Raw genomic sequence first — 25,946 nt, forward strand, 5'->3', positions numbered from 1 at the left:
TGGCTTCTCCTCGAATGTCATTTACCCGGCCAGATCACCGGCAGGTGCGGGCGCCAGGGTCGGCGCTGGGCCACGGCGCGTGGCACAGGTACCGCACGCAGGCGGTAGTTCACGCAGATCAGCGTCATCAACAGTATGGCCCCACCTGCGTTATGGGCCACTGCCACGGCCAGGGGCAAGTGCAACACTACGTTGCTGATGCCCAGCGCCACTTGCAGCGCCAGGGCCGCCAGCACCGCAACCGACAGTCGGACCAGCCCTTCAACCCATAGCCGCCAGGCCAGGCCCAGCAGCACCAGGCTCAGCACGCAGGCGCCAGCGCGGTGGGTCAGGTGGATGGCGGTTCGCGCCTCGCTGTCCAAGTGGCCCCCCAGGTAATTGGGGCCGATGTGCTGGGCCAGGTGGAAGCCGTTGGCGAAATCGGCATCGGGCAGCCACTGCCCCTGGCACAACGGGAAGTCGGTGCAGGCCATGGCCGCATAGTTGGAACTGACCCAGCCGCCCAGGGCGATCTGCCCGATGACCAGGCTCAGGCCCAGCAGCGCCCAGCGCCGCAACCGTGGCGACACCGCCGGTAGCGGCGCGAAGGCGCCCGACAGCCGCAGGCTGAGCAGCAATAACAGGCTCAAGGTGGCAAAGCCGCCCAGCAGGTGCGATGTCACTACCTGCGGCCACAGCTTCAGAGTCACCGTCCACATGCCGAACGCCGCCTGCGCCACTATCACCCCCAGCAACAGCAACGGCAGCCGGTAAGGTTGGCCATCGCTGCCATGCCGGCGCCAGGCCTGGATGGCCAGCAGCCCCACCAGCAGCGCCAGGCTGCCAGCGCAGTAGCGGTGCACCATCTCGCTCCAGCCTTTTTCCGCTTCCACCGGGTGTTCGGGGAAGCGCGCCTGGGCGTGGGCCAGTTGCGCGTCGGAGCTGGGCACGGCGAGGAAGCCGTAGCAGCCCGGCCAGTCCGGGCAGCCCAGGCCAGCATGGGTCAGGCGGGTATAGGCGCCCAACAGCACCACCACCAGGGCCAGGGCGGTGGCGAGCAGCGCGAGACGAAAACCAGGTCGGGCCATGGTCGACTCCTAACCGATGTTGGACAGCTTCAGCAGTTGGCGCAGGTCATCGAGCAGGTTCTTGCCGTTGACCTGGGCGCCGTAGCGCAGCACCAGGTTGCCGTGCGGGTCGATGATCCACAGGTACGGGCCAGGCTTGTCGCCGACCAGCGCCGTGTACTTGCCCAGCGCCAGCGGGTAGCGCTGCAGCCGTGGGTAGTCGCGGGCCAGCAGGGCCTCATAGTCGGCGCTTTGCGGCTGCGGCGCGGCCAGGGCGTGGCTGGCCCGCGAGGCGTCGCGGCCCAGGCCGATCTGGATCTGCCGCGCCAGGTACACCAGCTGCTGGCACTCGGCGGTGCATTCACCGGGGCTGGTCACCAGCAACTGCCAACGTGTTTCATCGGCCGGCACGCCCAGGTCGGCGCGGCCCTGACCGTTGGCGATCAGCTCGCCGTGATAGCTGCGGCCTTGGGGCACCCAGAAGTCGAGCTTGTACATGAAGGTGGCCAACACCATGGGGCCGACGGTGACGATGAAAATCAGCAACAGCTGCAGGCGCCCCTTTCGGCGCGAGGGCTTTACCTTCGCCTCAGACAACCCGGGTGGATTCATGGCCGCGCCCATGGCGTTTCTCCTTCTTATTATGGAAGCCGAAGTACAGGTACAGCCCCGCCAGGGTCAGCGACATGGCGAACCACTGCACGGCGTAGCCAATGTGCTGCTCGGGCCCCAGCGCCACCACCGGCCAACCCAGCTGGTAGGCGGCAGGGCCCGGCGTCAGCCGCAGCTCATGGTCGTAGCCTTCGCGCCCCAGTTCAGCCCAGAGCTTGCCGGGGTCCAGCGCGGTCACCAGCCGTGGCCAGCGCTGGTTGATGGGGTCGGCGCTCAATTGGTAGGTGGCGCCAGGCGGCACATACACCCAGGCCTCCAGGTTCAGTACGGGCGCCGGGGTGTCGAAATGCGGCGGGCTTCGGCGGTCCTGCCACGGCAGCCAGCCACGGTTGACCAGCAGCCACAAGCCGCTGGCCTGGTCGTGGAAAGGCTGCAGCAGTTCCACGCCGACCTGGCCACCCCGCTGGCGATTGTCGAGGATCAGGCTGTGATCGGCATCGAACTGGCCACGCAGCAGCACCCGGCGAAAGGCCGGGGCATCCAGGCTCGCCAACTGCGTGCTGGTGACCGGTTCCGCCTGCCGATGCTGGGCATCCAGCGCCAGCAGTTGGCGCTTTTCCTCGGCCCTGCCCAGTTGCCAGAAGCCCAGGCTGACCAGCACCGGCAACAGTGCCAGCACTACCAGGGTGGGCCACAGGCCGGGGCGAAAACGCCTCGCTATACTTGAATACATCGCTTGCCCCCCTGGAGTGCCGCCATGCTCAAAGCCGCGATCGTGCTGATGTTGCTGGCGACAGTGGCCAGCCTGTTCAGCGGCCTGTTCTTCCTGGTGAAGGACGAAAGCCGCTCCGACCGCCTGCTCAAGGCGCTGACCGTGCGGGTGGCCCTGGCAGCACTGACCATCGGCCTGGTGGCGTGGGGCTTCTACAGCGGCCAACTCACGTCCCAGGCGCCCTGGTAGCCGCCGCTACAGCACATAAACAAAGATAAACAGCCCCACCCAGACCACATCCACGAAGTGCCAATACCAGCTGGCCGCCTCGAAACCGAACTGGTGCTCGGCATCGAAATGCCCACGCATGATGCGAATCAGCATCACCGTCAGAATCAACGTGCCCATGGTCACGTGGGCGCCGTGGAAGCCGGTGAGCATGAAGAAGGTCGCGCCGTAGATACCCGAACCCAGGGTCAGGCCCAATTCCTCATAAGCCTCTACATATTCATGGGCCTGCAGGAACAGGAAGCTCAGCCCCAGCACAATGGTCGCCCCCAGCCACAGCTTCAGCGGGCCGCGATGCCCGCGCTTCAGCGCATGGTGGGCAATGGTCACGGTCACGCTGGAGCTGACCAGCAGCACGGTGTTGATCAGTGGCAGGTGCCAGGGGTCAATCACCCCCTTGGGCGGTGGGAACAACTTGGGGTCGGGGGTGTGCAGCAGCGGCCAGGTGAATTGAAAATTGGGCCACAGCATGTGGGCGATACCCTTGGGCCCTTCACCACCCAGCGCGGGGCCGGCGATGTTGCGCACGTAGAACAGGGCGCCGAAGAAGGCGACGAAAAACATCACTTCGGAAAAGATGAACCACGACATGCCCCAGCGGAACGAGCGGTCCAGCTGTGGGCTGTACAGGCCGGCACGGCTCTCTTTTATCACCGTGCCAAACCAGCCGAACATCATGTAGGCGACAATCAGCGCCCCGACGAAAAATATCCACGGCCCGTGGGAATGCTGGTGCGCCGCCTTCAGGTCATTGAACCAGGTGGCCAGCCCGAACACCGTGGTGAACAGGCCCACAGTGGCAATGATCGGCCACTTGCTCTGCGCCGGAACGTAATAGTGCTCGTGGGTTGCCATGTGCGTGTTCTCCGTTGTTGCAGGTGCCCGCCGTTAACTGCCGGTCTTGATGGGCGGGTGCCGGGCGGTGATGTCGAAGAGCGTGTAGGCCAGCGTCAGGTGCTTGATGTCCTTGGGCAGGTCACGATCGACAATGAACCGCACCGGCATCTCGATACGCTCGCCGGGGTCCAGTACCTGCTGGGTGAAACAGAAGCACTCGGTCTTGTGGAAATAAGCCGCCGCCTCGGCGGGGGCGATGCTGGGCACCGCCTGGGCACTCATGGCGTGGTCGGTAGGGTTGCGCGCCACGAACAGCATCTGCGTGACCGCCCCGGGGTGCACCGTCACCTCCGGCGCCATGGAATAGAACTCCCAGACCATGTCGGCGTTGTTGGTGGGCAGGAACTGCACGCGCACCTGGCGCGTGGCATCCACCACCTGGCTGCCCTCGTACTGCCCGGCGGTCTTGCCGTTGATGCCGAACGCCTTGCACATCACGTCGTACAGCGGCACCAGGGCGAAACCGAAGGCGAACATCAGCGCCACCACCAGCAACAGCCGAGGCACTAGGCGGCGGGTGTTCATTTCACCTCCGGCGGCGTGCTGAAGGTGTGGTAGGGCGCCGGCGATGGCACGGTCCACTCCAGGCCTTCGGCACCGTCCCAGGGTTTGGCCGGGGCAGGGGGGCCGCCACGAATGGTCTTGATCACGATGAACAGGAAGAAGATCTGCGTGGCGCCAAAGGTGAATGCACCGATGGACGACACCATGTTGAAATTGGCGAACTGCAGGTTGTAGTCCGGCACGCGCCGCGGCATGCCCGCCAGCCCGACGAAGTGCATGGGGAAGAAGGCCATGTTCATGCCGATGAACGACAGCCAGAAGTGCAGCTTGCCCAGCGTTTCGTCATACATGTGCCCGGTCCACTTCGGCAGCCAGTAATACGCCGAGGCAAAAATGCCGAAGATCGCCCCCGGCACCAGCACGTAGTGGAAGTGCGCCACCACGAAGTAGGTGTCCTGGTACTGGAAGTCTGCCGGCGCGATGGCCAGCATCAGCCCGGAAAAGCCGCCGATGGTGAACAGAATCACGAAGGCCACGGCAAACAGCATGGGCGTCTCGAAGGTCAGCGAGCCCTGCCACATGGTGCTCACCCAGTTGAACACCTTCACCCCGGTGGGCACGGCAATCAGCATGGTGGCGTACATGAAGAACAGTTCGCCCACCAGCGGTATACCCACCACGAACATGTGGTGCGCCCACACCAGGAACGACAGGAAGGCAATGCTGGCCGTGGCGTAGACCATGGAGGTGTAGCCGAACAACGGCTTGCGCGAGAACGCCGGAATGATCGAGCTGACGGCCCCAAAGGCCGGCAGGATCATGATGTACACCTCGGGGTGGCCGAAGAACCAGAACACATGCTGGAACAGCACTGGGTCGCCGCCACCAGCGGCACTGAAGAAGCTGGTGCCGAAATGGATGTCCATCAGCATCATGGTCACGCAACCGGCCAGCACGGGCATCACTGCTATCAGCAGGAACGCGGTGATCAGCCAGGTCCACACGAACAGCGGCATTTTCATCAGGGTCATGCCGGGGGCGCGCAGGTTGAGGATAGTGGCAATGATGTTGATGGCGCCCATGATCGAGCTGATACCCATCAGGTGAATGGCGAAGATAAAGAAGGTAACGCTGGCCGGCGCGTAGGTGGTGGACAGCGGCGCGTAGAAGGTCCAGCCGAAATTCGGCCCACCGCCGGGGGTAAACAGGGTCGACACCAGCAGCAGGAACGCCGCCGGCAGCAGCCAGAAACTGAAGTTGTTCATGCGCGGCAGGGCCATGTCCGGCGCGCCCACCATCAACGGGATCATCCAGTTGGCCAGGCCGACGAACGCCGGCATCACCGCGCCAAACACCATCACCAGGCCGTGCATGGTGGTCATCTGGTTGAAGAACGCCGGCTCCACGATCTGCAGCCCCGGCTGGAACAGCTCGGCGCGGATCACCATGGCGAACGAGCCACCCAGCAGGAACATGCAGAAGCTGAACCACAGGTACAGGGTGCCAATGTCCTTGTGGTTGGTGGTCAGCACCCAGCGCATCAGGCCCTTGGCCGGGCCGTGGGCGTGGTCGGCCCCGGCGTGGCCATGATCATCGATCACTGCACTCATGTCCTGTCTCCCTGGGCAAGCACGCTTGCCCGGTTCATTTGGCCTGGGCCTGTTTCAATGCCAGCACGTCCTGGGGCGTGACCATGTCACCCTTGTTGTTGCCCCAGGCGTTGCGTTCGTAGGTCACCACGGCGGCGATATCCACTTCCGAGAGCTGCTTGCCGAAGGCGGCCATGGCGGTGCCGGCCTTGCCGAAATACACCCGGTTGAGGTGGCCTTCCTTCGGCCCGGTGGCAATCGGCGAGCCCTTGAGCGCCGGGAACATCGGCGGCAGGCCCTGGCCTTCAGCCTGGTGGCAGGCCACGCAGGTGGTGTGGTAGACCTTGTCGCCACGCTCCACCAGTTCCTGCAGGGTCCATTCCTTGCTGGTGAGCTCTTTCAGCTTGGCGGCCTCGGCCTTGCGTTCACCCATCCAGGTGTCGAAGTCGGCCTGGGTCTTGGCTTCCACCACGACGGGCATGAAGCCGTGGTCCTTGCCGCACAGCTCGCTGCACTGGCCGCGGTAGATGCCGGGCTTGTCGATGCGCGTCCAGGCCTCGTTGATGAAGCCGGGAATGGCGTCGCGCTTCACCGCGAACGCCGGCACCCACCAGGAATGGATGACGTCGGCGCCGGTGACCAGGAAGCGGATCTTCTTGCCCACCGGCAGCACCAGCGGGTTGTCCACTTCCAGCAGGTAGTGCTCGTCCTTGGGCGCCTGGTTGTGGATCTGCTCCTGGGGGGTGGCCAGGTTGCTGAAGAATTCGACGTCCTGGCCCAGGTACTTGTAGTGCCACTTCCACTGGTAACCGGTAATCTGGATATCCAGGTCCGGCTCGCTGGCGTCGTACATGCGGATGAGGGTACGGGTGGCCGGAATCGCCATGACCACCAGGATGACCAGCGGTATCACGGTCCAGAGAATTTCCACTTTGGTGCTTTCATGGAAGTGGGCGGCGACCTGGCCGGTAGAGCGGCGGTGGATGACCATGGACCACAGCATCACGCCGAACACCACGATGCCGATGACCACGCAGATCCAGAAGATGGTCATGTGCAGGTCGAAGACCTGATTGCTGATGTACGTCACGCCGGGGGCCATGTTGGTGGTCCAGGCAGCGTGGGCAGGCGTGAATGTCGACCACAGCGCTAGGCCCATCCAGACATGTGGATGTCGCATCATCGCGGGTTCCCCTTATCGTTCTTGTTCTACCCCAGGCTTTGCAAGCCCACGGCTAAGGGAGCGGCGGTCAAGACAACGAACTTCAACGGCCGGGGCCTTGCTGCGCTTGCAGTCGGGCATCAGGCAACGCGTTACTAAGGCGAGTATAGACAGCGGCCCTAGGGGCGCAATGAAAGGCCGGAAATGAAAATTTCCTAGCAGGTGACCACGCGCGGTTATAGCCGTTCCATATAAAGGTTAAATAATTATGACAAATGCGTCTTAGGCGACGTCAGAACCCAGCTACCCTAGGTCTTCCGTTTGAAACCGTTCCTTCCTGGAGTCTTCATGAACACCGCCGCATTGCGCGAGCAGATCCAACGTGCCCATCAACACGAGGCCGACACCGGCCATCTGACCCAGCAACTGGAAAAACAGCTTCCTCACCTGCACCCCCTTATCCAGCTTCCCGAAGCTGACCGCCAGGGCGTGCTGACCCGGTTCGTCAAGGCCTACATCGACCAGGTCCCTGACATGCTCGACGCCGCAAACGATGTCGCGGTCAAGGCCGGCATCGAGTCGCAGATCAAACCGGTGCTGAAAATCGCCGAACACTACTTCATCCAGCCGCCAAAGGAATTGAACGGACACGAAGGCCTGGATTGCCTGCTGGATGAAGCCTACCTGGCGCACCGCCTGGTGGAAGAGGTGAATGACCTGTACATCAAGCACTTCCAGCAGCCGCTGATTCCGCTGGATACCACGGTAGCCAACCTGATCGCCCACCAGCTGATCGGCGAAGCCTTCGCCAACCAGCTGGACGAGGTGGTGCACCATTCGGTGGACAACATGCTCAACGACGAAAGCTTTGCGCTGGAGTCGGTGGAACAGTACCGCGACAAGCTGTCGGCCAAGGAAACCGGGGAGGCCTGGAGCCAGTGGCCGTGCCTGTCGCGGCAGTTCGGGCTGGAACTGGATCTGAATTGATCTTCTGACCCTCATCGCGGCCAAGGCCGGCTCCTACGCCATCCGTGGTAGGAGCCGGCCTTGGCCGCGATACAGACGACGCAGATGTTGCGAAGGATTGCGTGGCGGTGACGTCAGGCGTTGACGCCAGCACTGGTACGCATCTGCCCCTCGATCCTGCGCTTCAACCCGCGGCTTTCGATGATCAACCGCGAGCCACTGGCGCGGTTCGCCCGCCCCCAGTCCTCCAGCAGTTCCAGGCAGGAATGGTCGATGTAGCGCAGCCCGCCCAATGGCACATGGACGACGCTACCTGCCGGAATGGTATCCAGCACCTGGGTCAGTGCCGGTACCTTGAGGAAGGTGGCGGCGCCGGTCAGGCGCAGCTCCAGTTCGCCATCAGCGCGCGGCACCAGGTTGATCTTCAACCGCGCCGCCTTCAGCGCCAGCATCAGCAAGGTCAGGGCAAAGCCCAGCAACACACCGGTCAGCAGGTCGGTGAAGATGATCGCCAAGGCGGTCGCGCCGTAGATGAACATCGGCATCCGCCCATAACGGCCCAGGCTGCGCAGCGCCTTGAGGTCCACCAATTTAAAGCCGGTGTAGACCAGCACGCCCGCCAGGCTGGCCACCGGTATGCTTTGCAGCACGCTGGACAGCGCCACCACGAACGCCAGCAGCCACACGCCATGGAACACCGCCGACAGCCGCGTCTGCGCACCCGCCTGGACGTTGGCCGAGCTGCGCACAATGACACCGGTCATCGGCAGCGCCCCTACGATGCCGCAAAGCATGTTGCCTACCCCCTGGGCCGACAGTTCGCGGTCAAAATCGGAACGCACGCCGTTGTGCATGCGGTCCACGGCCGCTGCCGACAGCAGGGTTTCAGCGCTGGCGATGAAGGCCACGGCGAAAGCGGCGACCAGCAGGGTAGGGTCGGCCAGGCTCATCAGGTCTGCGGGGCGCAGCCAGTCGATGGCTTCCGCCAAATTGGCTGGCACCTCGACGCGTTTCACCGCCATGCCCAGCCACAGGCTGACACCCGTCGCCACGCCAACACCCAGCAACGCCCCCGGCACGAAGCGCAGGCGCTGGGGCCGCAGCTTCTCCCAGGCGAACATGATGGCGATGGTACCCAAGCCCAGCAGGCCCGCCTGCCAGCCCAGGCCGCCGCCCATGACCGGCAGCGCTTCGGCCACCGCGCCCGGGAAGCCCAGCAGGTTGTGCATGCCGGACGGCTGCGGCGTGCGGTCGAGCATCACGTGCACCTGGGACAGCACAATCAATACGCCGATACCCGCGAGCATGCCGTACACCACCGCCGGCGCTGTAACCCGAAACCAGCAGCCCAGCTTGAAGCGCCCGGCCAGCAGTTGCAGAAAGCCGGCCAGCAAAAGGATCGGCCCCAGCATGGCCATGCCGTGCTGGCGCACCAGCTCGAACACCAGCACCGCCAGGCCTGCAGCAGGGCCGCTGACCTGCAAGGGCGAGCCCGCCAGGAAGCCCACCACCACACCACCGATGATGCCGGTGATCAACCCTTTCGCCGGCGGCATGCCGGACGCGATGGCGATGCCCATGCACAGTGGCAGCGCCACCAGGAACACCACCACCGACGCCAACAACTCTCGCGGCAATACCGCCTTCAACTGTGTCATGTTCATGACGTTTCTCCTGAAAATAGTGCCTGGGACCGATTCCATGGCCGCTGTCGAAAACCCTGTGGCTTTTTTTGGGCGTGCAGCTGCCCGCAACCGGTCTGGCAGGGCCGGCTGGCACACACATGGTTTTCGATAACGGCAACGGGGCGGACGGCGTACCGAAGTACGCCGTCGTTCAGGCCTCGTTTATCGCAAGGTCGAGCGGTTAGAAACGCCCTTTGGGCGTTGCGCTCGGTGTCGGCAGGGTGCCGTCCAGAGGGACGAAGCAATCACGCTCAGCATCATAGGCTTTGATTTCGCTGGTCTCGATGCTGTAGATCCAGCCATGGATGAACAACTGGCCGCTGGCCATGCGCGACGCCACCGAGGGGTGGGTACGCAGGTGTTGCAGCTGGGCGATGACGTTTTCTTCGGTCAGCACCTGCATGCTTTCGGCTTCGGTGGCGCAGTTGCAGTTGTCGTGCACCACGGTCTTGGCCACTTCGGCATGGCGCAGCCAGGCCTTCACCGTCGGCATTTTTTCCAGGGTGTCGGGGTTCAGCACGGCCCGCATCGCACCGCAGTCCGAGTGCCCGCACACAATGATGTGGTGAACGCCCAGCGCCATCACGGCGTATTCGATGGCAGTGGAAACACCGCCGTTCATCTGCCCGTACGGTGGCACCACGTTGCCCACGTTGCGGGTCACGAACAGGTCACCCGGCGAGCTGTGGGTAATCAGCTCGGGCACGATGCGCGAGTCGGCACAGGTAATGAACATCGCCCGTGGGGTTTGCGCGGTGGCGAGCTTCTTGAACAGTTCTTCCTGCTGTGGAAACACTTCGTGATGGAAATGCAGGAAACCATCGACGATGGTCTTCAGCGCAGCTTCGGCGCTTTCAGCCACGACAGCCGGCCCGGTCAGGGAAGAGTCCTTGTCGGTCATGATTCGTCCTCGTGAGTCGGTTAAAGGATGTTTCCCATTTTACGGGGTAACACGCCCAGCAAGAAGCAACTATGCAGGGCGATTTATGCAGCTTAGTGACTATTGGGTCACGCGGGATTCAAGGTAGAGATGAAATCTTAATTCAACCTGAATGGAGGGCTCTGGGGCGGGGGTTTGAAGTGTTTCAGGAAGCTACGAAGTGATGGCAAAACGGTATGGTTGCGGGCGCTGCTCAACGTTTCAAATCTCACCCTCATCGCTGACCTGTACATCATCGCGAAGGTTGCGTAAGCTCGTTGTAGCTACAACATGCTCACGGGAGCGATAACATGGCAAATACCGAAGTAGTCCGGACCCGCATTGACAGCGAGCTAAAAGCGAATGCGACCGCTGTGCTTGAAGAGATGGGCATGACCATTTCCCAGGCAATCCGCATGATGCTGGTCCAAGTCGCGCAGAACAAGGAACTGCCTTTCCAGGTGAAAGCGCCGTCCCTTAACGCCCGGTCGCGCAAAATCATGGAGGACCAGGATACGAACCCTGTGGCCACCGAGTACGAGAACTCCGAGGCACTCTTCAAGGATCTCGGGATATAGCTATGCTGTGCCTGGTCATTCGAACAGATCATGAAAACCGCCTGTCTGTTCGAATGTGATCGTCCCACGCCCTATGTCGCATCGGTAGATCACCCACCAGTCAAAGCCCACTCGGCAATTCCAACGCCCATGCGTATTAACTAGTGGGCAATCGCATGCCTTCGGGGGCAACGGCAACTGCTGCTCCAGCAACTGGACAACCTCCTTGAAAAAGGCAGCGTCGCGTCCTGCACTGTGCCTTCGAAAATCCTCGGCAAATTGAGGTGTCAGTAAAATTCTCAACAAGGGGAGGCCTACTCGACAAAAGCCCCGAGCCTAACGATGCAAGCATCGCTGCAACACCCTACATTCACCCCCAGTTACAACTTCACAACAACGACATCTGCCCCCCCGGCGGGCAAAACGCCGTGCAATCCAGCGCATACCCCTCGCGCCGCTCCAGTCCATGGCGCTTGATACCGGCCCTGAAGCGCTGCTCCAGCAAGTTGGCGAATACCCCCTCGCCTCGAAAGCGCGCGCCGAAGCGGCTGTCGTAAAGTTCGCCGCCACGGCTCTGGCGGATCAGGCTCAGCACATGCTCGGCGCGCTGTGGGTAGTGCTGCTGCAGCCACTCCTCGAACAGCGGGGCCACCTCCAGCGGCAGGCGCACCATGATGTAGTTGGCGGTCAGGGCGCCGGCGGCCTTGGCTTCGCGCAGCAGGCTTTCCAGTTCCATGTCGTTGATCATGGGAATCATCGGCGAGCACAGCACGCCCACCGGGATGCCGGCGTCGCGCATCACGCGAATGGCCCGCAGGCGCGCCTTGGGCGCGGCAGCACGGGGCTCCAGGGTGCGCTTGAGCTCGTCGTCGAGGGTGGTGAGGCTGATCATCACCGACACCAGGTTGAGCTTCGCCAGTTCGCTGAGCAGGTCCAGGTCGCGCAGTATCAGCGAACCCTTGGTGACGATGGTGACGGGATGGCGGTAGCGCAACAGCACCTCCAGCACCGCGCGGGTCAGTTTGTGTTCGCGCTCGATGGGCTGGTAGGGGTCGGTGTTGGAGCCCAGGTTGATCGGCGCCACCTTGTAGCCACGCTTGGACAGTTGCTGTTCCAGCACGGCTGCGGCGTTGGTCTTGGCGATGAGTTTGGTTTCGAAGTCCAGGCCCGGGGACAGGTCCCAGTAGGCATGGCTGGGGCGCGCGTAGCAGTAGATGCAGCCATGCTCGCAACCGCGGTAGGGGTTGATGGTGCGGTCGAAGGGCAGGTCGGGGGAGCTGTTGCGGTTGATGATGCTCTTGGCCGTCTCGATGCGCACTTCGGTGCCCTGGGTTACAGGCACTTCCTGGTACCAACCATCGTCCTCGGCCGCAGAGCGGTGGGCGGCGAAGCGGTTGCGCGGGTTGGCGGCGGTGCCGCGGCCGCGTGGGGGCAGGGGCGTGGACATGGACGGGCCTCCAGGCTGTATTTATATACAGTACATCGAGACCCGGGGGTTTGAATAGGGCCGGTAGTCTGGCGGCGTCGGGGACGCGGCCTTCGGCGGATGGCCGCCCCGCCGCTGCTACACAAACCGTGTTGCCTGCATCGCGACCAAGGTCGGCTCCTACACCGTGCGCGGTAGGAGCCGGCCTTGGCCGCGATGCAGACGACGGCGCGCGTCCCTGTAGCAGCTGCCGAAGGCGGCGTCAGGGCACTACTTGGACGTCACCTGCCCAAGGTCATCGCCAGAGGTGGTCTTGAGGTCGTCGGTGCGCAACGCTTTCACGTCCTTGGCCGACACCTGCGAGCCCTGGTTACCCCAGCTGGTGCGGATGAAATTCACTACGTCCGCCACTTCCTGGTCCGACAGGCGCCAGGCGTAGGACGGCATGGTGAAGTTCGATGGCGCGGTCTTGGTCGCCACCAGCGTGCCGCCCTTGAGCACGATGTGAATCAGCGACGTCGGGTCATCGCTCTGCAGCACCGGGTTGCCGGCCAGCGCCGGGAACACGCGGGTGTAGCCCTTGCCGTCGGTACGGTGGCAGGCGGCGCAGTTGTCGATGTACACCGAGGCACCCGGCTTGCTGTCGTCACCTTTCCACAACGCGTCGGCCACGGCCTTGTCGTAGACCTGCGGCTTGTCGTCGGGATTCACCGCCGGCAAGGACTTCAGGTAGCGGGCGATGGCGGTCAGGTCGGCGTCGCTCATGTACTGCATGCTGTGCTCGACCACGTCGCTCATGCCGCCAAATACGGCAGTACGGTCGCTGCGGCCGGTCTTGAGGAAGGCCACCAGGTCCGCCTCGCTCCAGCTGCCCAGGCCGTCCTTGTGGTCGCCGCGCAGGTTCTTGGCGATCCAGCCTTCAAGCGGCGCCGAGCCTGACAGGAATTCCTTGCCGTCCGCCGGGTTCAGGGCTTTTTCCTGCATGGTGATGGCACGCGGGGTGTGGCAGGCGCCACAGTGGCCCAGGCCTTCGACCAGGTAGGCGCCGCGGTTGATGCTTTCATCCGCGCCCGCAGCCGTGAACGGCTCGACCTTGGGCGCGAACATGCCACGCCAGATAGCCAGCGGCCAACGCATGCTCAGCGGCCACGGAATGTCGACGTCCTTGTTCTCCTGGGCCACGGGCTGCACGCCCTTCATGAAGTAGGCGTACAGGGCCTGCATGTCTTCGTCGCTGACGCGGGCGTAGGACGGGTAGGGCATGGCCGGGTAGAGGGTACTGCCGCTTTTGCCGACACCGTGACGTACGGCCTGGTCGAAGTCTTCGTACGAATATTCGCCAATGCCGGTCTTGTCCGGGGTGATGTTGGTGGAATAGATGGTGCCGATCGGCGTTTCCATCGGCAGGCCACCAGCGAAGGGCTTGCCGCCCTTGGCGGTGTGGCAGGCCACGCAGTCACCGGCGCGCGACAGGTATTCACCCTTCTGCACCAGAGCCGGGTCGAACGAAGGTTCGGCTGCCCATACGGGCAGGCTGGCCAGGGCCAGGGAAGCGATAAACAGTTTACGCATGATCATCGCTCCTTAAGCCTGCACCAGCGGGCCGGGGTTTTTCAGGTACTGCTCGCGGATGGCCTTGGCCGACCAGTAGGTCAGGGCTGCCACCAGGCCGGTAGGGTTGTAGCCCAGGCCTTGTGGGAACGCGGAAGCACCCGGCACGAACACGTTATGTACATCCCAGCTCTGCAGGTAACGGTTAATGGCGCTGGTCTTGGGGTCAGTGCCCATGATCGCGCCGCCGTTGAGGTGGGTGGTCTGGTAGGCGGCGGTGTTGAATTTCTCACCCACCTTCTTGCCCAGGATGGCGATGGACTTGGGGTTCATGGCCTTGGCGATCTTGCTCAGCTTGTCCGCCATGAACATGTTCATCTTGATGTCGTTTTCCTGCCAGTTGAAGGTCATGCGCAGCAGCGGCAGGCCGTAGGCATCCTTGTAGGTAGGGTCGAGATCAAGGTAGTTGCCGCGGTAGGACTGGTGCGCGCCGTGGGCGTCCATCGACACCTGGTGCGTGTAGTACTCGGCCGTGGTCTTTTTCCAGGCGCTGCCCCAGGCTGGAGTGCCCGGCGGGTTCGAAGTGCCGGCGATAGGGCGGCTACCAGCCTGGTTGACCCAGAATGGCGAACCACCGACGAAGCCGTGGGGGCCGTGGTCGAAGTTGTCGGCGTTGAAGTCATCGATCGCCACGCCATTGCCGCCGGCGCCGATGAAGTTGTTGGTATGGGTGTCCTTGTCGAAGAACGCTTTCACCGTGGCCATGTTCTGGTAGGCGAAGTTGCGGCCCACCACGCCTTCGCCGCTGATCGGGTCGTACGGCTTGCCGATGCCCGACAGCAGCATCAGGCGCACGTTGTTGAACTGGAATGCACCGAGGATCACCAGGTCCGCCGGCTGTTCCACTTCGCGGCCCTGGGCGTCGATGTAGCTGACGCCGGTGGCCAGCTTCTTGTCGTCGGTCAGGTTCACGCGCAGCACATGGGCGTTGGTGCGCAGTTCGAACTTGGGCTCCTGGCGCAGCGCCGGGAGGATGTTCACGTTCGGCGAGGCCTTGGAATACATGTAGCAGACATAGCCGCTGCAGAAGCCGCAGAAGTTGCACGGGCCCATCTGCGCGCCGTAGGGGTTGGTGTACGGCCCCGAGGTGTTGGCCGACGGCAGGTTGTAGGGCTTGTAGCCCGACTCGGTGGCGGCCTTGTGGAACAGCATCGCCGACACGCCGTTCTTCTGCGCTTCCAGCGGGAACGGGTTGGAACGGTCGGGCGCATAGGCGTTGCCGCCCTTGCCTTCACCCACCACCTGCCCCTTCACCGACCAGGCGGTGCCGGAGGTGCCGAAGACCTTTTCCGAGAAATCGAAGAACGGCTCCAGTTCCTCGTAAGTCACCCCGAAGTCCTGGATAGTCATGTCCTTGGGGATGAAGTTCTTGCCGTAGCGCTCTTCATAGTGGCTGCGCATGCGCAGTTCGATGGGGTCTACGCGAAAATGCACACCCGACCAGTGCAGGCCGGCGCCGCCCACGCCCTTGCCCGGCAGGAACGCGCCCAGCTGGCGGTTCGGCAGGGCCACGTCATTGACGCTGTGGCGGATGGTGACGGTTTCCTTGGAAATGTCCTGGAAGAGTTTTTTGCGCACGCTGTAGGTCAATTCATCAATGACCTGGGGATAGTTGCCGTCCGGGTAGGTGTCCTGCATCGGGCCGCGCTCCAGCGCCACCACGTTCAGGCCTGCCTCGGTGAGCTCCTTGGCCATGATTGCACCGGTCCAGCCGAAGCCGACGATCACGGCGTCGACCTTTTTCAATACGGTCGCCATGTTCAAGCCCTCTCGCCGCGAATGGATACAGCCGGGAAGGGGTAAGCTTCGTTGCGTTCAACCCAGTCCATGAAATCGGCGCGTGCGCCGGGGAAGCCCACCAGGGTCCAGCCCACCAGGCCCTTGTTGCCGCCATGCACCGGGTCGCTGAAGAAACCTTCCTTGGTGTTCTGGATCAGCAGCGCGAAGAACGCTTTGGACGGCACGTCATCGAACTGGATCTCGCCGGACTCAAGCTTGGTCAGCACGCTTTCCTGGGCAGCGGTATCCAGCTGGGCGAACACCTTGCCCGCCTGCTTCTTGCACCAGGCGTCAGTGGCGGCGATGCCCAGACGGTAGATTTCCTTGGGCACCAGCTTGAGCTGGTAGCCCATTTCCGGCGGCGCGTCGGCCACGAACGGCCCCTGCATGAACCACAACGCACCGCTGGCGTAGGCGGTGTTCATCTGCCGGTCGATGAATTCCGGCGCACCGGCTTCCAACGCGCCCGGGCCCAGGTCGTCGGCCGGGATCAGCCGCGCCACGGCGGCGTTGACGAACGCCCACTCCTCGGCGGTGAAATAGCTGGGCTGGTAGTCCTGCGCAGGCTTGGCGGGCGCGGGCTCGGGCTTTTTCTCCGGCGCGGCCATCAGCTCGCCCACACCCATGCCCAGGCCAGTGCTGGCCACGGTCACTACGGGTATCAGGGTGAGTGTCTTGCGCAGGAAGTCCCGGCGCGGGTTGTCGTGGTCTTGCTCAGACATGGGGGATCCTCATCCGATCACGGATATTCGCGGCCTTGAGGCTGCTTATCGTTTTGGTTGCTCATCGAGCTGCACAGGCAGGCATCGCGTTGCCCTTAGTAAAGAGCATCACGACGTTTTTTAGTTTTATCGAGTCTGGGCGGCACGCCAGGGTGTTGCTTCAGCCTACATAGAGGCGTTTTGAGAAGCGAAAATGTAACCGGTTTCAGCCCGGTTTTACAGGGTTTTTACACGAAGTTTTTACAACTGGCTGACGACGCTTTCACGCCATGACGGGCATTCTTGCGCCCCACCAGCCCTTAATCGCCCCGGATCTGCCATGCCTTTGCTGCGCCGCCTGTTGTTTTGCCTGCCGCTGACGCTAAGCCTTGCAGCCTCCTGTTTTGCCGCGCAGCCCAGCGCGGACGCGGGCCAGCGCCCTGCCCAGTGGGCGCAGTCGGTGGCGCCCCACTACAACCTGTACCAGATGAGCCCCACCCTGTACCGCAGCGCGTTGCCGGACGAAGAAGCGCTGCCCCTGCTGGGCAAACTGCAGATCAAGACGGTTGTGAGCTTCCTGCCGCAGTCCGACGAGCCTTGGCTGAAGGCGCCGCAGATCACCCGCGTGCAGTTGCCCATGCGCACGGTGCACGCGGACGATGCGCAAATCATCGCGGCATTGCGTGCCATCCAGACCGCCGAGGCCAATGGCCCGGTGCTGATCCACTGCAAGCATGGGCTGGACCGCACCGGCCTGGTGTCGGCGATGTACCGGGTGGTGGTGCAGGGCTGGAGCAAGCAGGACGCCGTGGCCGAGATGACCCAGGGCGGGTTCGGCGACATCAAGCAGATGAAATATGGCGTGGACTACATCCACGACGTGGACGTGGAAAGCGTGCGCAACGCCCTGGCCAGCGGGGCATGCAGCACCAACCCCCTGGCCGCGTGCGCGGTCAAGGGGCTGTTCAAGGCACTGATTTAAGCGTCGGGCTTCTTCAGCTTGGGGTTGGGGAAGAACTGCACCGTCTGCACTTTCGGGTTGGCGGCTTTCGGCGCCAGCTTGTTCACCCGCGTACCCAGCTCACTGGGTATCGACTGGCCCTGGGCGTTCAGCGTGTCGCTGTAGCCGCAGGCCACGCATTCCCGGTGCGGGACTTCGCCCTCGCTCCACATCATCAGCTTGTCGGACTCGCTGCACGCCGGGCATACAGCCCCGGCAATGAAGCGTTTCTTGGTCTTGGTCACGGTGACTTCACTCATGCTGCCGCGTCCTCACTCAGGCCGCTGTGGCGCAAGAGTGCATCAATCGACGGCTCACGGCCGCGGAAGTCGACGAACAGCACCATCGGCTCCTGGGAACCACCGCGCGCCAGAATGGCTTCGCGGAACGCACGGCCGGTGGCCTCGTTGAGCACGCCTTCTTCCTCGAAACGCGAGAACGCGTCTGCCGACAGCACTTCGGCCCACTTGTAGCTGTAATAGCCCGCCGCGTAGCCGCCGGCAAAGATGTGCGCAAAGCTGTTGGGGAAGCGGTTGTAGGCCGGTGGGCGCATGACCGACACCTCGTCACGCACGCCTTCGAGCACCTGCAACACACTGCGGCCGTCGCCGTGGGTAGCGTGCAGCTCGAAGTCGAACAGCGAGAACTCCAGCTGGCGCACCATCATCAGGCCGGACTGGAAGTTTTTCGCCGCCAGCATTTTTTCCAGCAGGTCCTGGGGCAGGGGCTGGCCGCTTTCGTAATGGCCGGAGATCAGCGCCAGGCCTTCAGGCTCCCAGCACCAGTTTTCCATGAACTGGCTCGGCAGCTCCACGGCATCCCAGGCCACGCCGTTGATGCCCGACACGCCAGCGTGTTCCACGCGGGTCAGCAGGTGGTGCAGGCCATGGCCGAATTCGTGGAACAGGGTGGTCACTTCGTCGTGCGTCAGCAGCGCCGGCTTGCCAGCGTCGGCAGGGGTGAAGTTGCACACCAGGTTGGCCACCGGGCTCTGCACCGCGCCATCGGCGGTGCGGCGGTGGTCACGGGCGCCGTCCATCCACGCCCCGCCACGCTTGTTGGCGCGGGCGTACAGGTCGAAGAAGAAGCGGCCAACGTGCTTGCCGTTTTCCTTGATTTCGAACAGGCGCACGTCCGGATGCCAGGTGTCGAAGCCGGTCTGTTCGGCGATTTCGATGCCGTACAGGCGCTGGACGATGGCGAATAGGCCGGTCAGTACCTTGTCGATCGGGAAGTAGGCGCGCAGGGCTTCCTGGGACACGCTGTAGCGTTGTTCACGCAGCTTCTCACCGTAGAAACCACTGTCCCAGCTTTGCAGGTCGGGGCAGCCCTGCTCGGCGGCGTAGGCCTTGAGCTGGGTAAGGTCTTGCGCGGCGAACGGCTTGCTGCGCTTGGCCAGGTCACGCAGGAAACCCAGCACCTGGTCGCTGGACTCGGCCATCTTGGTGGCCAGGCTCAGCTCGGCGAAGCTTGCGTAACCCAGCAATTGGGCCAGCTCCTGGCGCAGGTCGAGGATCTGCTCCATCACCGGGCCGTTGTCATTCTGGCCGGCATTGGGGCCCTGGTCCGACGCGCGGGTGCAGTAGGCGGCGTAGATTTCCTCGCGCAGGGCACGGTCCTGGGCGTAGGTCATTACCGCGTAATAGCTGGGGAATTCCAGGCTGATCAGCCAGCCGTCGAGGCCCTTGGCCTTGGCGGCAGCGGCCATTTGCGCCTTGGCCGAATCGGTCAGGCCGGCCAGCGCCGCCTCGTCAGTGACGTGCTTGGTCCAGGCCTGGGTGGCGTCCAGCAGCTGGTTGGAGAACTTGCTGCCCAGCTCGGACAGTTTGCTCTGCACTTCGGCATAACGCTTCTGCTGCTCGGGCGGCAGGTCGATGCCCGACAGGCGGAAGTCGCGCAGCGAATGCTCGATGATGGTTTTTTGCGCAACGTCGAAGGTCGCCGCCTCTGGGCTGTTGGCCAGGGCTTCATACGCCTGGAACAGCTCGCGGTTCTGGCCCATCTCGGTGGAGTAGGCACTCAGGGCCGGCAGGCAGGCTTCATACGCCTGGCGCAGTTCCGGGCTGTTGCAGACTGCGTTAAGGTGGCTGACCGGGCTCCACGCCGCGCCGAGGCGGTCGTTGAGTTCGTCCATGGCCAGCACCAGGCCGGCCCAGGTCGGCTGTTGCACTTGGGTTTCGAGAATTCTGGCGATCGCGGCACGGTTGTCGGCCAGGATCTGTTCAATCGCCGGCTGTACGTGCTCGGCACGGATCGCCGAGAACGGTGGCAGGTCATAAGACTGCAGTAGCGGGTTGGTCGCGCTCACGGATACACACCTTGGCTGAAGAAACACCAGACCATCTTAATTACAATCGGCGCTGACCGCAGCTATCAACGCCAGAGAAGGAGCCTATTGTGGCCATTCGCACTTTCCAGCAGCACACGCCCCAGGTGGGCGCGCGGGCGTTTGTCGACCGTTCGGCGGTTGTCATCGGCGATGTCGAGATCGGCGAAGACAGCTCGGTGTGGCCCCTGACCGTGATTCGCGGCGACATGCACCGCATCCGCATCGGCGCGCGCACCAGCGTGCAGGACGCCAGCGTGCTGCACATCACCCACGCCGGGCCCTTCAACCCCGACGGTTTCCCACTGATCATCGGCGACGACGTGACCATCGGGCACAAGGTCATGCTGCACGGCTGCACCGTGGGCAGCCGCATTCTGATCGGCATGGGCAGCACGGTCATGGACGGCGCCGTGGTGGAGGACGAGGTCATCATTGGCGCCGGCAGCCTGGTGCCGCCGGGCAAGCGCCTGGAAAGCGGCTTCCTGTACGTGGGCAGCCCGGTCAAGCAGGCACGGCCGCTCACCGACAAGGAGCGCAGCTTCTTCACTTACACTGCCGCCAACTACGTGAAACTCAAGGACCAGCACCTGGACGCCGGCTTCGCCAGCCCCAACCCGCTGTCCACCGACTGATTCGGAAAATTCCCATGCATTATCAGAATATTCTCTTCGACCTGGACGGCACGCTGACCGACCCGCGCGAAGGCATTACCCGCTCGATCCAGTACGCCCTGGAGAAGCTTGGCATCATCGAACCCGACCTGCGCAAGCTCGAACACTTCATCGGCCCGCCGCTGTTGCAGGCGTTCATGCAGTTCTACGGTTTCGAGGAAGAGAAGGCTTGGCAGGCAGTGAATTTCTACCGCGAGCGCTTCAAGGTCACCGGCCTGTACGAAAACGAAGTGTTCGAAGGCGTGATCGAGCTATTGGAGACCCTGGAAGCCCAGGGCCGCCACCTGTACGTGGCCACCTCCAAGCCGTGGGAATTTGCCCGCGAGATCGCCCGGCATTTCAACTTTGCCAAGCACTTCAAGGTGATCTACGGCAGCGAGCTGGACGGCACCCGCACCAACAAGGTCGAGCTGCTTGCCCACCTGCTGAAGGAAGAAGGGCTGGACCCGACCCAGACGCTGATGATCGGCGACCGCAAGCACGACCTGATCGGCGCCAAGGCCAACGGCCTCGACGTGGTGGCGGTGGGGTATGGCTTCGGCAGCCGCGAAGAGCTGGAAGCCGAGGCGCCGACGTATCATTTCGACACGCTGGCTGAGCTGCACCAGGCCTTCCTTACCCCGGTGTAATTGGCGCTCCACTCCGGTAGGAGCCGACCTTGGTCGCGATGGCGCCACCGCCGTACGTCAGGCAGGCGAGTTTGTGGCGCCTGCATCGCGACCAAGGTCGGCTCCTACCGGGTTTGAGACAACCTTACCAGCGCCGCCTTGCGGTGATCGGCGGGCAACCTGCCCAGCCGCTCCACCTCGGTGAAGAACGTCGGCCAATCGCCGTTCACCTGCCGGAACAACGCCGCAAACGCCGGTACCCACTGGTCATAAAGCCCGAACGGCAGCAGCTTGGCGTTGTTCATCGGCGCGTTGACCCAGGCGTCATAGCGCTTGTCGCCATTCCATTGGCTGTCGCGCAGCTGGCGGTAATCGGCGCGCATGTGCTCGAACGCCTGCTGCTTGGCCTGGCGCATGGCCGCCGGCGCCAGCGGTTGGGCGTAAAGCGCCTTCAGGCGGTCACGGGTGTCGAGCACCAACTGGGTGAACTGGTGGGTCTGTTTCGATTGGTCGACGTTGGCCGGCGGCAAGCCCTGGTACGCCCGCCACTGCCGGGTGCCTTCCTGCTCGACGAAGGTGGCGTACGACTCGTTGAACTCGCTGTCGTCCTTCACGTAGAAGCGCTGGTGCGCCAGCTCGTGGAAAATCAGCGTCGCCAGACGCTCGTCACCCCGGTCCATCATGGTGTTGATGATCGGGTCATCGAACCAGCCCAGCGTCGAATAGGCATCCACGCCGCCGATGTACACATCCATGCCCGCCTGTTTCTGCAGCGCCGCCTCACCCCGGGCTGCGCCCAGGCTGTAGTAGCCGCGGTAGGCCACGCAGCCGGCTATGGGGAAGCAATGGGTTTGCGGGTCGAGGGAAAATTCCTCGGTAGCAAAAACGTTCCACACCACCGAGGTGCGTTTCACGTCGGCATACAGGCGGTAGCTGCGGTTGTCCGGCAGGTGCAGGTGGCTGCTGGCAAAGTCCCGCGCCGCCTGGGACTGGCGCAGCTGCGCACGCAATTTTGCGTCCCGCGACGGGTCGGCGATCACCTGGCTGACCGGCTCGCGGGCGCGCAGAAGTTGCACTTGGCCATCAAGCAGCTGGCCGTAATAGGTCGAGCAACCGTTCAGCAGCAAAGTCGCCAGTACGGGAACCAAGACCCGCATTTTGCGGTCGAGTGACCCATGGCCTGCGCGCCAGCAGAAAAGACGCCGTAGAAAAACAAGATCGATCATCTGTCGGGTGAATCCTTCATTGGGACGAGCCGGCCACCATTGCCATCGGGAGTATTGCCATGCGTGCCTTGTTACTTGTCTGCGGTCTGGCGACCGTGGCCGGTTGTTCGACCTTGCCCGACCCCGACCCGCACCAGGCCTGGGTCGACCTTGCGGCCGGCTCCGATAACGCGCTGAAGGCAGTGAAAGTCGACAACCACGACTGGGCCGACCCACGTTACTTTGAAGTGCAGCCCGGTGCTCATGAATTGTGGGTAACTTTTCAATTCGCCGTAGCGCCCACCAACATCGGCCCCGTGGCCCAGCCACTATGGCGCGACTGCAGAATGAAGCTCACCTTCAAGGACTTCAACGCTGGCCAGCGCTACCGCCTGGAGGCCGGCAGCCTGGGTTTCCAGCCGTGGGCCAAGCTGTATGACCAGCAACGTTACGTAGTGGGCAAGGCGCAACCGGCCGGCTGCCAGGCAACGTAACGCCCCGGGCAGAGGTATGCTGTAGCTTCATTCCCACTCTGGAGCCCATCATGCGCCGCGCCCTGGCTATTGCCGTACTCACCACCCTGGCCGGCTGCAGCACCACGCCGTTGCCCCCGGTCAATCCCCAGCAAGCCTGGGTAGACCTGACCATGCTGGGCGGCAAGGTCATCATGGCCGAACGCCTGCACGGCGTGCGCCTCAACGATGGCCGCTATTTCCAGGTGACCCCGGGCAGCCACGAATTGATGGTGCGCTACGATTTCGAAATCTACGCGGGCAGCATGTTCCTCATCGATGCGGATGAACGCACCTGCTACCTCACCTTGCGTTACGACGCATTCAAGCCCGGCCAGCGCTACCGCCTGGAAGCCCGCACGCTGGGCCTGAACCCGAGCGCGCGGCTATACGACCAGAGCAGGAAAGTGGTGGCGGAAGACAGTGCGGTGAACTGCCTGTTCTAGCGGTCGTTCTTCTGGTAGATGATTTTCTTGCTGCCGCCTTCGCACGAACCCACGACCATATTCTTGTCGTGAACTTCTTCGTTGCTGACGATTTCGAGGGTGTAGGAAGTAACGCCCTGGGCCTGGATCTTGGCTTCGATCTCGGCTTTCAGCTCTTCACAGGGCTTGGTGGCTGCCATGGCGCTGGTGGCCGCAGCACAGCAGGCGAGGGTCAATATCAGTCGCTTGATCATGATGGCATCCCTGAATGGCGTGTAGGAGCCAACCCTGGCCGCGACAAAGCGCATCACGACCAGGGACGGCTCCTACCTATAGACCACAAATGCCATCACCTGTTCCAGCCCGGGTTCAGCTGACCAGGGTGGCATCCAGGCTGATTTTCGCGCCCTTGAGCACTTTCGACACCGGGCAGCCTTCCTTGGCCTTGTTGGCCAGTTCCAGGAACTGCTCCTGGCTGGCACCCGGAACCTTGGCTTTCAGAATCAGGTGCACGGCAGTGATTTCGAAGCCTTCACCCACCTTGTCCAGGGTGACTTCAGCAATGGTGTCGATACGGTCGGCGGTCAGGTTGGCGCCGCCCAGGATCATCGACAGGGCCATCGAGAAACAACCCGCATGAGCCGCACCAATCAGCTCTTCCGGGTTGGTACCAGGCTGGCCCTCGAACCGTGTGTTGAAACCGTAGGGGTTGCTTTTCAGCGCACCGCTTTCGGTGGAAATCTGGCCCTTGCCGTCCTTCAGGCCGCCTTGCCAGACGGCTGATGCTGTCTTCTTCATGATGCCTCCTCGGGTTGCGCGCGAAGGTTCGCGCAGGTACTGAGGTTAGGAGGGGCAGCGGGGCTTGCAAGTTCACACCGATTGACAAGACGGTATTGAAGTTTCTCAATATGCCCATACTGTTGGATAAAGGGCAGGGTGGTGTAGACCCATGGACAGCGTGCACCAGCCTTCCACTCGACGCCTGAGGAAGTGCCACCAATGAAACGACTCTCCGATATCAAGATTTCCGCCCTGGACCTGGTGCCCGTGCGCGCCGACAAGGGCCCGGCGCACTCGCTGCGCAACTCGCTGGACCTGGCGCAACACCTGGAAAAGTTCGGTTACCACCGTTTCTGGGTCGCCGAGCACCACAACATGGACGGCATCGCCAGCTCGGCCACCGCCGTGCTGCTGGGCTACCTGGCCGGTGGCACCTCCACCATCCGCGTCGGCAGCGGCGGGGTGATGCTGCCCAACCATGCGCCGCTGGTGATAGCCGAACAGTTCGGCACCCTGGAAAGCCTGTACCCCGGCCGCATCGACCTGGGCCTGGGCCGCGCGCCGGGTTCTGACCAGATGACCGCCCGCGCCCTGCGCCGCGAGCGCTCGGGCAGCGCCGACGACTTCCCCGATGACGTGCTGGAGCTGATGAGCTACCTGGGGCCGCGCACGCCTGAGCAAAAAGTGATCGCCGTGCCCGGTACCGGCACCCAGGTGCCGATCTGGCTGCTGGGCTCCAGCCTGTTCAGCGCCCAGCTGGCCGGCATGTACGGCCTGCCATACGCGTTCGCCTCGCACTTCGCCCCGCGCTACATGCATGAAGCCATTCGTGTGTACCGCAACCACTTCAAGCCTTCGGCCGTGCTCGACAAGCCATACGTGATGCTGGGCGTGCCGTTGGTGGCCGCCGACACCGACGAGCAGGCCGACTACCTGGCCACCTCGGTGTACCAGCGCATCCTCAACCTGATGCGCGGCCAGAGCCTGGTGCAGCAACCGCCGGTAGACAGCATGGAGGGGCGCTGGCTACCCCACGAAAAAGCCGCGGTCGCCGACTTCCTGGGCCTGGCCATGGTGGGCAGCCCACAGAAGATTCGTGCAAAACTGGATGTGTTGCTGGAGCAGACCCAGGCAGATGAGTTGATCTTTACCTGCGACCTGTATGAGCACGCCGACCGGCTGCATTCCTACGAACTGCTGGCGCAGATCGCCAAGGGCTGAAAAAAAGGCGCCTGTGCAGGCGCCGATCAGAAGCCGCTGCCGCCAGGCAGCGGCTACCGGTTATTTCTTGTACACAATCTCCTTGCGGCCAGCCTCACAGGTGCCGACCACCTTGCCGCCAGTGCCCTTGTCGGCAATTTCCAGCGTGTAGTGGCTCACGCCCTTGGCGTCGAGCTTCGCGGCGATTTCCGCTTTCAGTTCCTCACACGGCTTCCCCGCCGCCAGTGCCGAACCCGCCATGCAGAACAACCCTGCTGCCAACAAAATATTTTTCATCGGTCACATTCCCTGGTCAATTCATGAGCAGACAAGCGCCCCGGCAAGATTACCGGAGCCCCCCAGCACTGTTTGTAGCGGAATACTGGCCATTCGGCCAGTAAGACGCTTCCCAGAAACGTGTCAGCTGTTTGCTATGCGGAAGCCGACCTTCAGCGTCACCTGGAAATGTGCAGCCTTGTTGTTCTCGATGTGGCCACGGGTTTCCAGCACCTCGAACCACTCCAGGTGCTTGATGGTCTTGCCGGCCTCGGCCAGGGCGTTGTTGATGGCTTCTTCGATGCTGTTGGCCGAAGAACCAACCAGTTCGATCAGCTTGTAGGTGCGATGGTCAGACATGGTGAATCTCCTTTCGATAGTGGTCTTGAGCGTAGGTGGCCTTTTAGCTCTGTGCCGTTTTGGCCAGCAAAAGTTCAGACGCACTGCACTTTCCTGAAACAGCGCAGTCGGAAACTTACACACGCA

At 63.0% G+C, this 25,946-nt stretch carries 30 protein-coding genes; 9 read left to right on the forward strand and 21 right to left on the reverse strand.

The annotated features are described in order from the left end of the window. Nucleotides 1–17 precede the first annotated feature (17 nt). Genes AC0SZ7_RS00260 through AC0SZ7_RS00270 form a run of 3 tightly spaced genes read right to left on the reverse strand, consistent with a single transcriptional unit; the run spans nucleotide 18 to nucleotide 2,391 of the window. Entirely contained in the window at nucleotides 18–1,067 is a 1,050-nt protein-coding gene (locus tag AC0SZ7_RS00260; protein ID WP_475502454.1) for a COX15/CtaA family protein, read from the reverse strand. 9 nt (nucleotides 1,068–1,076) lie between these two features. Beyond that, nucleotides 1,077–1,670 carry a hypothetical protein gene (locus tag AC0SZ7_RS00265; protein ID WP_475502455.1) on the reverse strand — a complete coding sequence of 198 codons (594 nt, stop codon included), beginning with the start codon at nucleotides 1,668–1,670 and terminating at the stop codon, nucleotides 1,077–1,079. Continuing rightward, complete coding sequence (locus AC0SZ7_RS00270; protein ID WP_475502456.1) at nucleotides 1,636–2,391, reverse strand: SURF1 family protein; 756 nt, start codon at nucleotides 2,389–2,391, stop codon at nucleotides 1,636–1,638. The genes AC0SZ7_RS00265 and AC0SZ7_RS00270 overlap by 35 nt, the downstream gene beginning before the upstream one ends. A gap of 24 nt (nucleotides 2,392–2,415) precedes the next feature. Here AC0SZ7_RS00270 and AC0SZ7_RS00275 point away from each other — a divergent pair, with 24 nt between their 5' ends. Next, the gene (locus AC0SZ7_RS00275) at nucleotides 2,416–2,619 is read left to right on the forward strand and encodes a twin transmembrane helix small protein (protein ID WP_475502457.1); all 204 of its coding nucleotides are present in this window, start codon (nucleotides 2,416–2,418) and stop codon (nucleotides 2,617–2,619) included. 6 nt (nucleotides 2,620–2,625) lie between these two features. On the opposite strand, the gene AC0SZ7_RS00280 is transcribed toward AC0SZ7_RS00275, so the two are convergent. From AC0SZ7_RS00280 to coxB, 4 genes are read right to left on the reverse strand one after another with little or no spacing between them, the layout of a single operon-like run. Next, nucleotides 2,626–3,513 carry a cytochrome c oxidase subunit 3 gene (locus AC0SZ7_RS00280; protein ID WP_475502458.1) on the reverse strand — a complete coding sequence of 296 codons (888 nt, stop codon included), beginning with the start codon at nucleotides 3,511–3,513 and terminating at the stop codon, nucleotides 2,626–2,628. A gap of 33 nt (nucleotides 3,514–3,546) precedes the next feature. Continuing rightward, nucleotides 3,547–4,080 (reverse strand): cytochrome c oxidase assembly protein, encoded by a 534-nt coding sequence (locus AC0SZ7_RS00285; RefSeq protein ID WP_475502459.1) that lies wholly within the window; start codon nucleotides 4,078–4,080, stop codon nucleotides 3,547–3,549. Then, the gene (gene ctaD / locus AC0SZ7_RS00290; protein ID WP_475502460.1) at nucleotides 4,077–5,669 is read right to left on the reverse strand and encodes a cytochrome c oxidase subunit I; all 1,593 of its coding nucleotides are present in this window, start codon (nucleotides 5,667–5,669) and stop codon (nucleotides 4,077–4,079) included. Before ctaD ends, AC0SZ7_RS00285 begins: the two co-directional genes overlap by 4 nt. Nucleotides 5,670–5,703: 34 nt before the next feature. After that, complete coding sequence (gene coxB, locus AC0SZ7_RS00295; protein ID WP_475502461.1) at nucleotides 5,704–6,831, reverse strand: cytochrome c oxidase subunit II; 1,128 nt, start codon at nucleotides 6,829–6,831, stop codon at nucleotides 5,704–5,706. 327 nt (nucleotides 6,832–7,158) lie between these two features. Between coxB and AC0SZ7_RS00300 the strand changes: the two genes are divergently transcribed. Next, nucleotides 7,159–7,797: a hypothetical protein gene (locus AC0SZ7_RS00300; RefSeq protein ID WP_475502462.1), complete on the forward strand. Its 639-nt coding sequence runs from the start codon at nucleotides 7,159–7,161 to the stop codon at nucleotides 7,795–7,797. 113 nt (nucleotides 7,798–7,910) lie between these two features. Here AC0SZ7_RS00300 and AC0SZ7_RS00305 read toward each other — a convergent pair whose 3' ends face one another. Then, on the reverse strand, nucleotides 7,911–9,440 hold the full coding sequence (locus AC0SZ7_RS00305; protein WP_475502463.1) for a SulP family inorganic anion transporter: 1,530 nt from the start codon (nucleotides 9,438–9,440) through the stop codon (nucleotides 7,911–7,913). 202 nt (nucleotides 9,441–9,642) lie between these two features. Next, the gene (locus tag AC0SZ7_RS00310) at nucleotides 9,643–10,362 is read right to left on the reverse strand and encodes a carbonic anhydrase (protein WP_475502464.1); all 720 of its coding nucleotides are present in this window, start codon (nucleotides 10,360–10,362) and stop codon (nucleotides 9,643–9,645) included. 329 nt (nucleotides 10,363–10,691) lie between these two features. Between AC0SZ7_RS00310 and AC0SZ7_RS00315 the strand changes: the two genes are divergently transcribed. Continuing rightward, nucleotides 10,692–10,958, forward strand: coding sequence for a type II toxin-antitoxin system RelB/DinJ family antitoxin (locus tag AC0SZ7_RS00315; RefSeq protein WP_475502465.1), 267 nt, complete (start codon nucleotides 10,692–10,694; stop codon nucleotides 10,956–10,958). 15 nt (nucleotides 10,959–10,973) lie between these two features. On the opposite strand, the gene AC0SZ7_RS00320 is transcribed toward AC0SZ7_RS00315, so the two are convergent. The 5 genes from AC0SZ7_RS00320 to AC0SZ7_RS00340 all read right to left on the reverse strand — a co-directional run bounded on the left by AC0SZ7_RS00320 (nucleotide 10,974) and on the right by AC0SZ7_RS00340 (nucleotide 16,475). Continuing rightward, entirely contained in the window at nucleotides 10,974–11,243 is a 270-nt protein-coding gene (locus AC0SZ7_RS00320; protein WP_475502466.1) for a type II toxin-antitoxin system RelE/ParE family toxin, read from the reverse strand. A gap of 82 nt (nucleotides 11,244–11,325) precedes the next feature. Then, nucleotides 11,326–12,384, reverse strand: coding sequence for a PA0069 family radical SAM protein (locus AC0SZ7_RS00325; protein ID WP_475502467.1), 1,059 nt, complete (start codon nucleotides 12,382–12,384; stop codon nucleotides 11,326–11,328). Between the two features lie 249 nt (nucleotides 12,385–12,633). Beyond that, nucleotides 12,634–13,935 carry a c-type cytochrome gene (locus tag AC0SZ7_RS00330; protein ID WP_475502468.1) on the reverse strand — a complete coding sequence of 434 codons (1,302 nt, stop codon included), beginning with the start codon at nucleotides 13,933–13,935 and terminating at the stop codon, nucleotides 12,634–12,636. Nucleotides 13,936–13,947: 12 nt separating this feature from the next. Further along, complete coding sequence (locus AC0SZ7_RS00335) at nucleotides 13,948–15,732, reverse strand: GMC family oxidoreductase (protein WP_416421709.1); 1,785 nt, start codon at nucleotides 15,730–15,732, stop codon at nucleotides 13,948–13,950. Nucleotides 15,733–15,734: 2 nt separating this feature from the next. Beyond that, on the reverse strand, nucleotides 15,735–16,475 hold the full coding sequence (locus AC0SZ7_RS00340) for a gluconate 2-dehydrogenase subunit 3 family protein (RefSeq protein ID WP_475502469.1): 741 nt from the start codon (nucleotides 16,473–16,475) through the stop codon (nucleotides 15,735–15,737). A gap of 319 nt (nucleotides 16,476–16,794) precedes the next feature. On the opposite strand from AC0SZ7_RS00340, the gene AC0SZ7_RS00345 reads away from it, so the two are divergent. Continuing rightward, entirely contained in the window at nucleotides 16,795–17,436 is a 642-nt protein-coding gene (locus AC0SZ7_RS00345; protein ID WP_475502470.1) for a phosphatase domain-containing protein, read from the forward strand. Here AC0SZ7_RS00345 and AC0SZ7_RS00350 read toward each other — a convergent pair. Both AC0SZ7_RS00350 and prlC read right to left on the reverse strand, forming a co-directional pair. Then, nucleotides 17,433–17,714, reverse strand: coding sequence for a YheV family putative zinc ribbon protein (locus tag AC0SZ7_RS00350; protein WP_475502471.1), 282 nt, complete (start codon nucleotides 17,712–17,714; stop codon nucleotides 17,433–17,435). The two genes, AC0SZ7_RS00345 and AC0SZ7_RS00350, sit on opposite strands and share 4 nt — an antisense overlap. Beyond that, nucleotides 17,711–19,762: an oligopeptidase A gene (gene prlC / locus AC0SZ7_RS00355; RefSeq protein ID WP_475502472.1), complete on the reverse strand. Its 2,052-nt coding sequence runs from the start codon at nucleotides 19,760–19,762 to the stop codon at nucleotides 17,711–17,713. The genes AC0SZ7_RS00350 and prlC overlap by 4 nt, the downstream gene beginning before the upstream one ends. Before the next feature lie 89 nt (nucleotides 19,763–19,851). Between prlC and AC0SZ7_RS00360 the strand changes: the two genes are divergently transcribed. Next, nucleotides 19,852–20,415, forward strand: a complete 564-nt coding sequence (locus tag AC0SZ7_RS00360) for a gamma carbonic anhydrase family protein (RefSeq protein WP_475502473.1) — start codon at nucleotides 19,852–19,854, stop codon at nucleotides 20,413–20,415. 14 nt (nucleotides 20,416–20,429) lie between these two features. After that, a complete protein-coding gene (locus AC0SZ7_RS00365) occupies nucleotides 20,430–21,083 on the forward strand; it encodes an HAD family hydrolase (RefSeq protein ID WP_475502474.1) in 654 nt (217 codons plus the stop codon). 104 nt (nucleotides 21,084–21,187) lie between these two features. Here AC0SZ7_RS00365 and AC0SZ7_RS00370 read toward each other — a convergent pair whose 3' ends face one another. Beyond that, on the reverse strand, nucleotides 21,188–22,219 hold the full coding sequence (locus AC0SZ7_RS00370; protein WP_475502475.1) for an aminopeptidase: 1,032 nt from the start codon (nucleotides 22,217–22,219) through the stop codon (nucleotides 21,188–21,190). Nucleotides 22,220–22,347: 128 nt separating this feature from the next. Here AC0SZ7_RS00370 and AC0SZ7_RS00375 point away from each other — a divergent pair, with 128 nt between their 5' ends. Together AC0SZ7_RS00375 and AC0SZ7_RS00380 are read left to right on the forward strand one after the other, a co-directional pair. Next, the gene (locus tag AC0SZ7_RS00375; RefSeq protein WP_475502476.1) at nucleotides 22,348–22,761 is read left to right on the forward strand and encodes a PA0061/PA0062 family lipoprotein; all 414 of its coding nucleotides are present in this window, start codon (nucleotides 22,348–22,350) and stop codon (nucleotides 22,759–22,761) included. Between the two features lie 50 nt (nucleotides 22,762–22,811). Then, nucleotides 22,812–23,225, forward strand: a complete 414-nt coding sequence (locus AC0SZ7_RS00380; protein WP_475502478.1) for a PA0061/PA0062 family lipoprotein — start codon at nucleotides 22,812–22,814, stop codon at nucleotides 23,223–23,225. On the opposite strand, the gene AC0SZ7_RS00385 is transcribed toward AC0SZ7_RS00380, so the two are convergent. Both AC0SZ7_RS00385 and AC0SZ7_RS00390 read right to left on the reverse strand, forming a co-directional pair. After that, the gene (locus AC0SZ7_RS00385) at nucleotides 23,222–23,458 is read right to left on the reverse strand and encodes a DUF1161 domain-containing protein (RefSeq protein WP_475502479.1); all 237 of its coding nucleotides are present in this window, start codon (nucleotides 23,456–23,458) and stop codon (nucleotides 23,222–23,224) included. The genes AC0SZ7_RS00380 and AC0SZ7_RS00385 overlap by 4 nt on opposite strands. A gap of 115 nt (nucleotides 23,459–23,573) precedes the next feature. Further along, on the reverse strand, nucleotides 23,574–24,002 hold the full coding sequence (locus tag AC0SZ7_RS00390) for an OsmC family protein (RefSeq protein ID WP_475502480.1): 429 nt from the start codon (nucleotides 24,000–24,002) through the stop codon (nucleotides 23,574–23,576). A gap of 201 nt (nucleotides 24,003–24,203) precedes the next feature. On the opposite strand from AC0SZ7_RS00390, the gene AC0SZ7_RS00395 reads away from it, so the two are divergent. After that, nucleotides 24,204–25,205 carry an LLM class flavin-dependent oxidoreductase gene (locus AC0SZ7_RS00395; RefSeq protein ID WP_475502481.1) on the forward strand — a complete coding sequence of 334 codons (1,002 nt, stop codon included), beginning with the start codon at nucleotides 24,204–24,206 and terminating at the stop codon, nucleotides 25,203–25,205. A 60-nt stretch (nucleotides 25,206–25,265) separates the two neighbouring features. Here AC0SZ7_RS00395 and AC0SZ7_RS00400 read toward each other — a convergent pair whose 3' ends face one another. Beyond that, complete coding sequence (locus AC0SZ7_RS00400; protein WP_475502482.1) at nucleotides 25,266–25,481, reverse strand: DUF1161 domain-containing protein; 216 nt, start codon at nucleotides 25,479–25,481, stop codon at nucleotides 25,266–25,268. A gap of 123 nt (nucleotides 25,482–25,604) precedes the next feature. Further along, a complete protein-coding gene (locus AC0SZ7_RS00405; RefSeq protein WP_475502483.1) occupies nucleotides 25,605–25,820 on the reverse strand; it encodes a dodecin in 216 nt (71 codons plus the stop codon). Between the last annotated feature and the right edge of the window lie 126 nt (nucleotides 25,821–25,946).

This window comes from Pseudomonas sp. JC1203 (genome assembly GCF_056175065.1).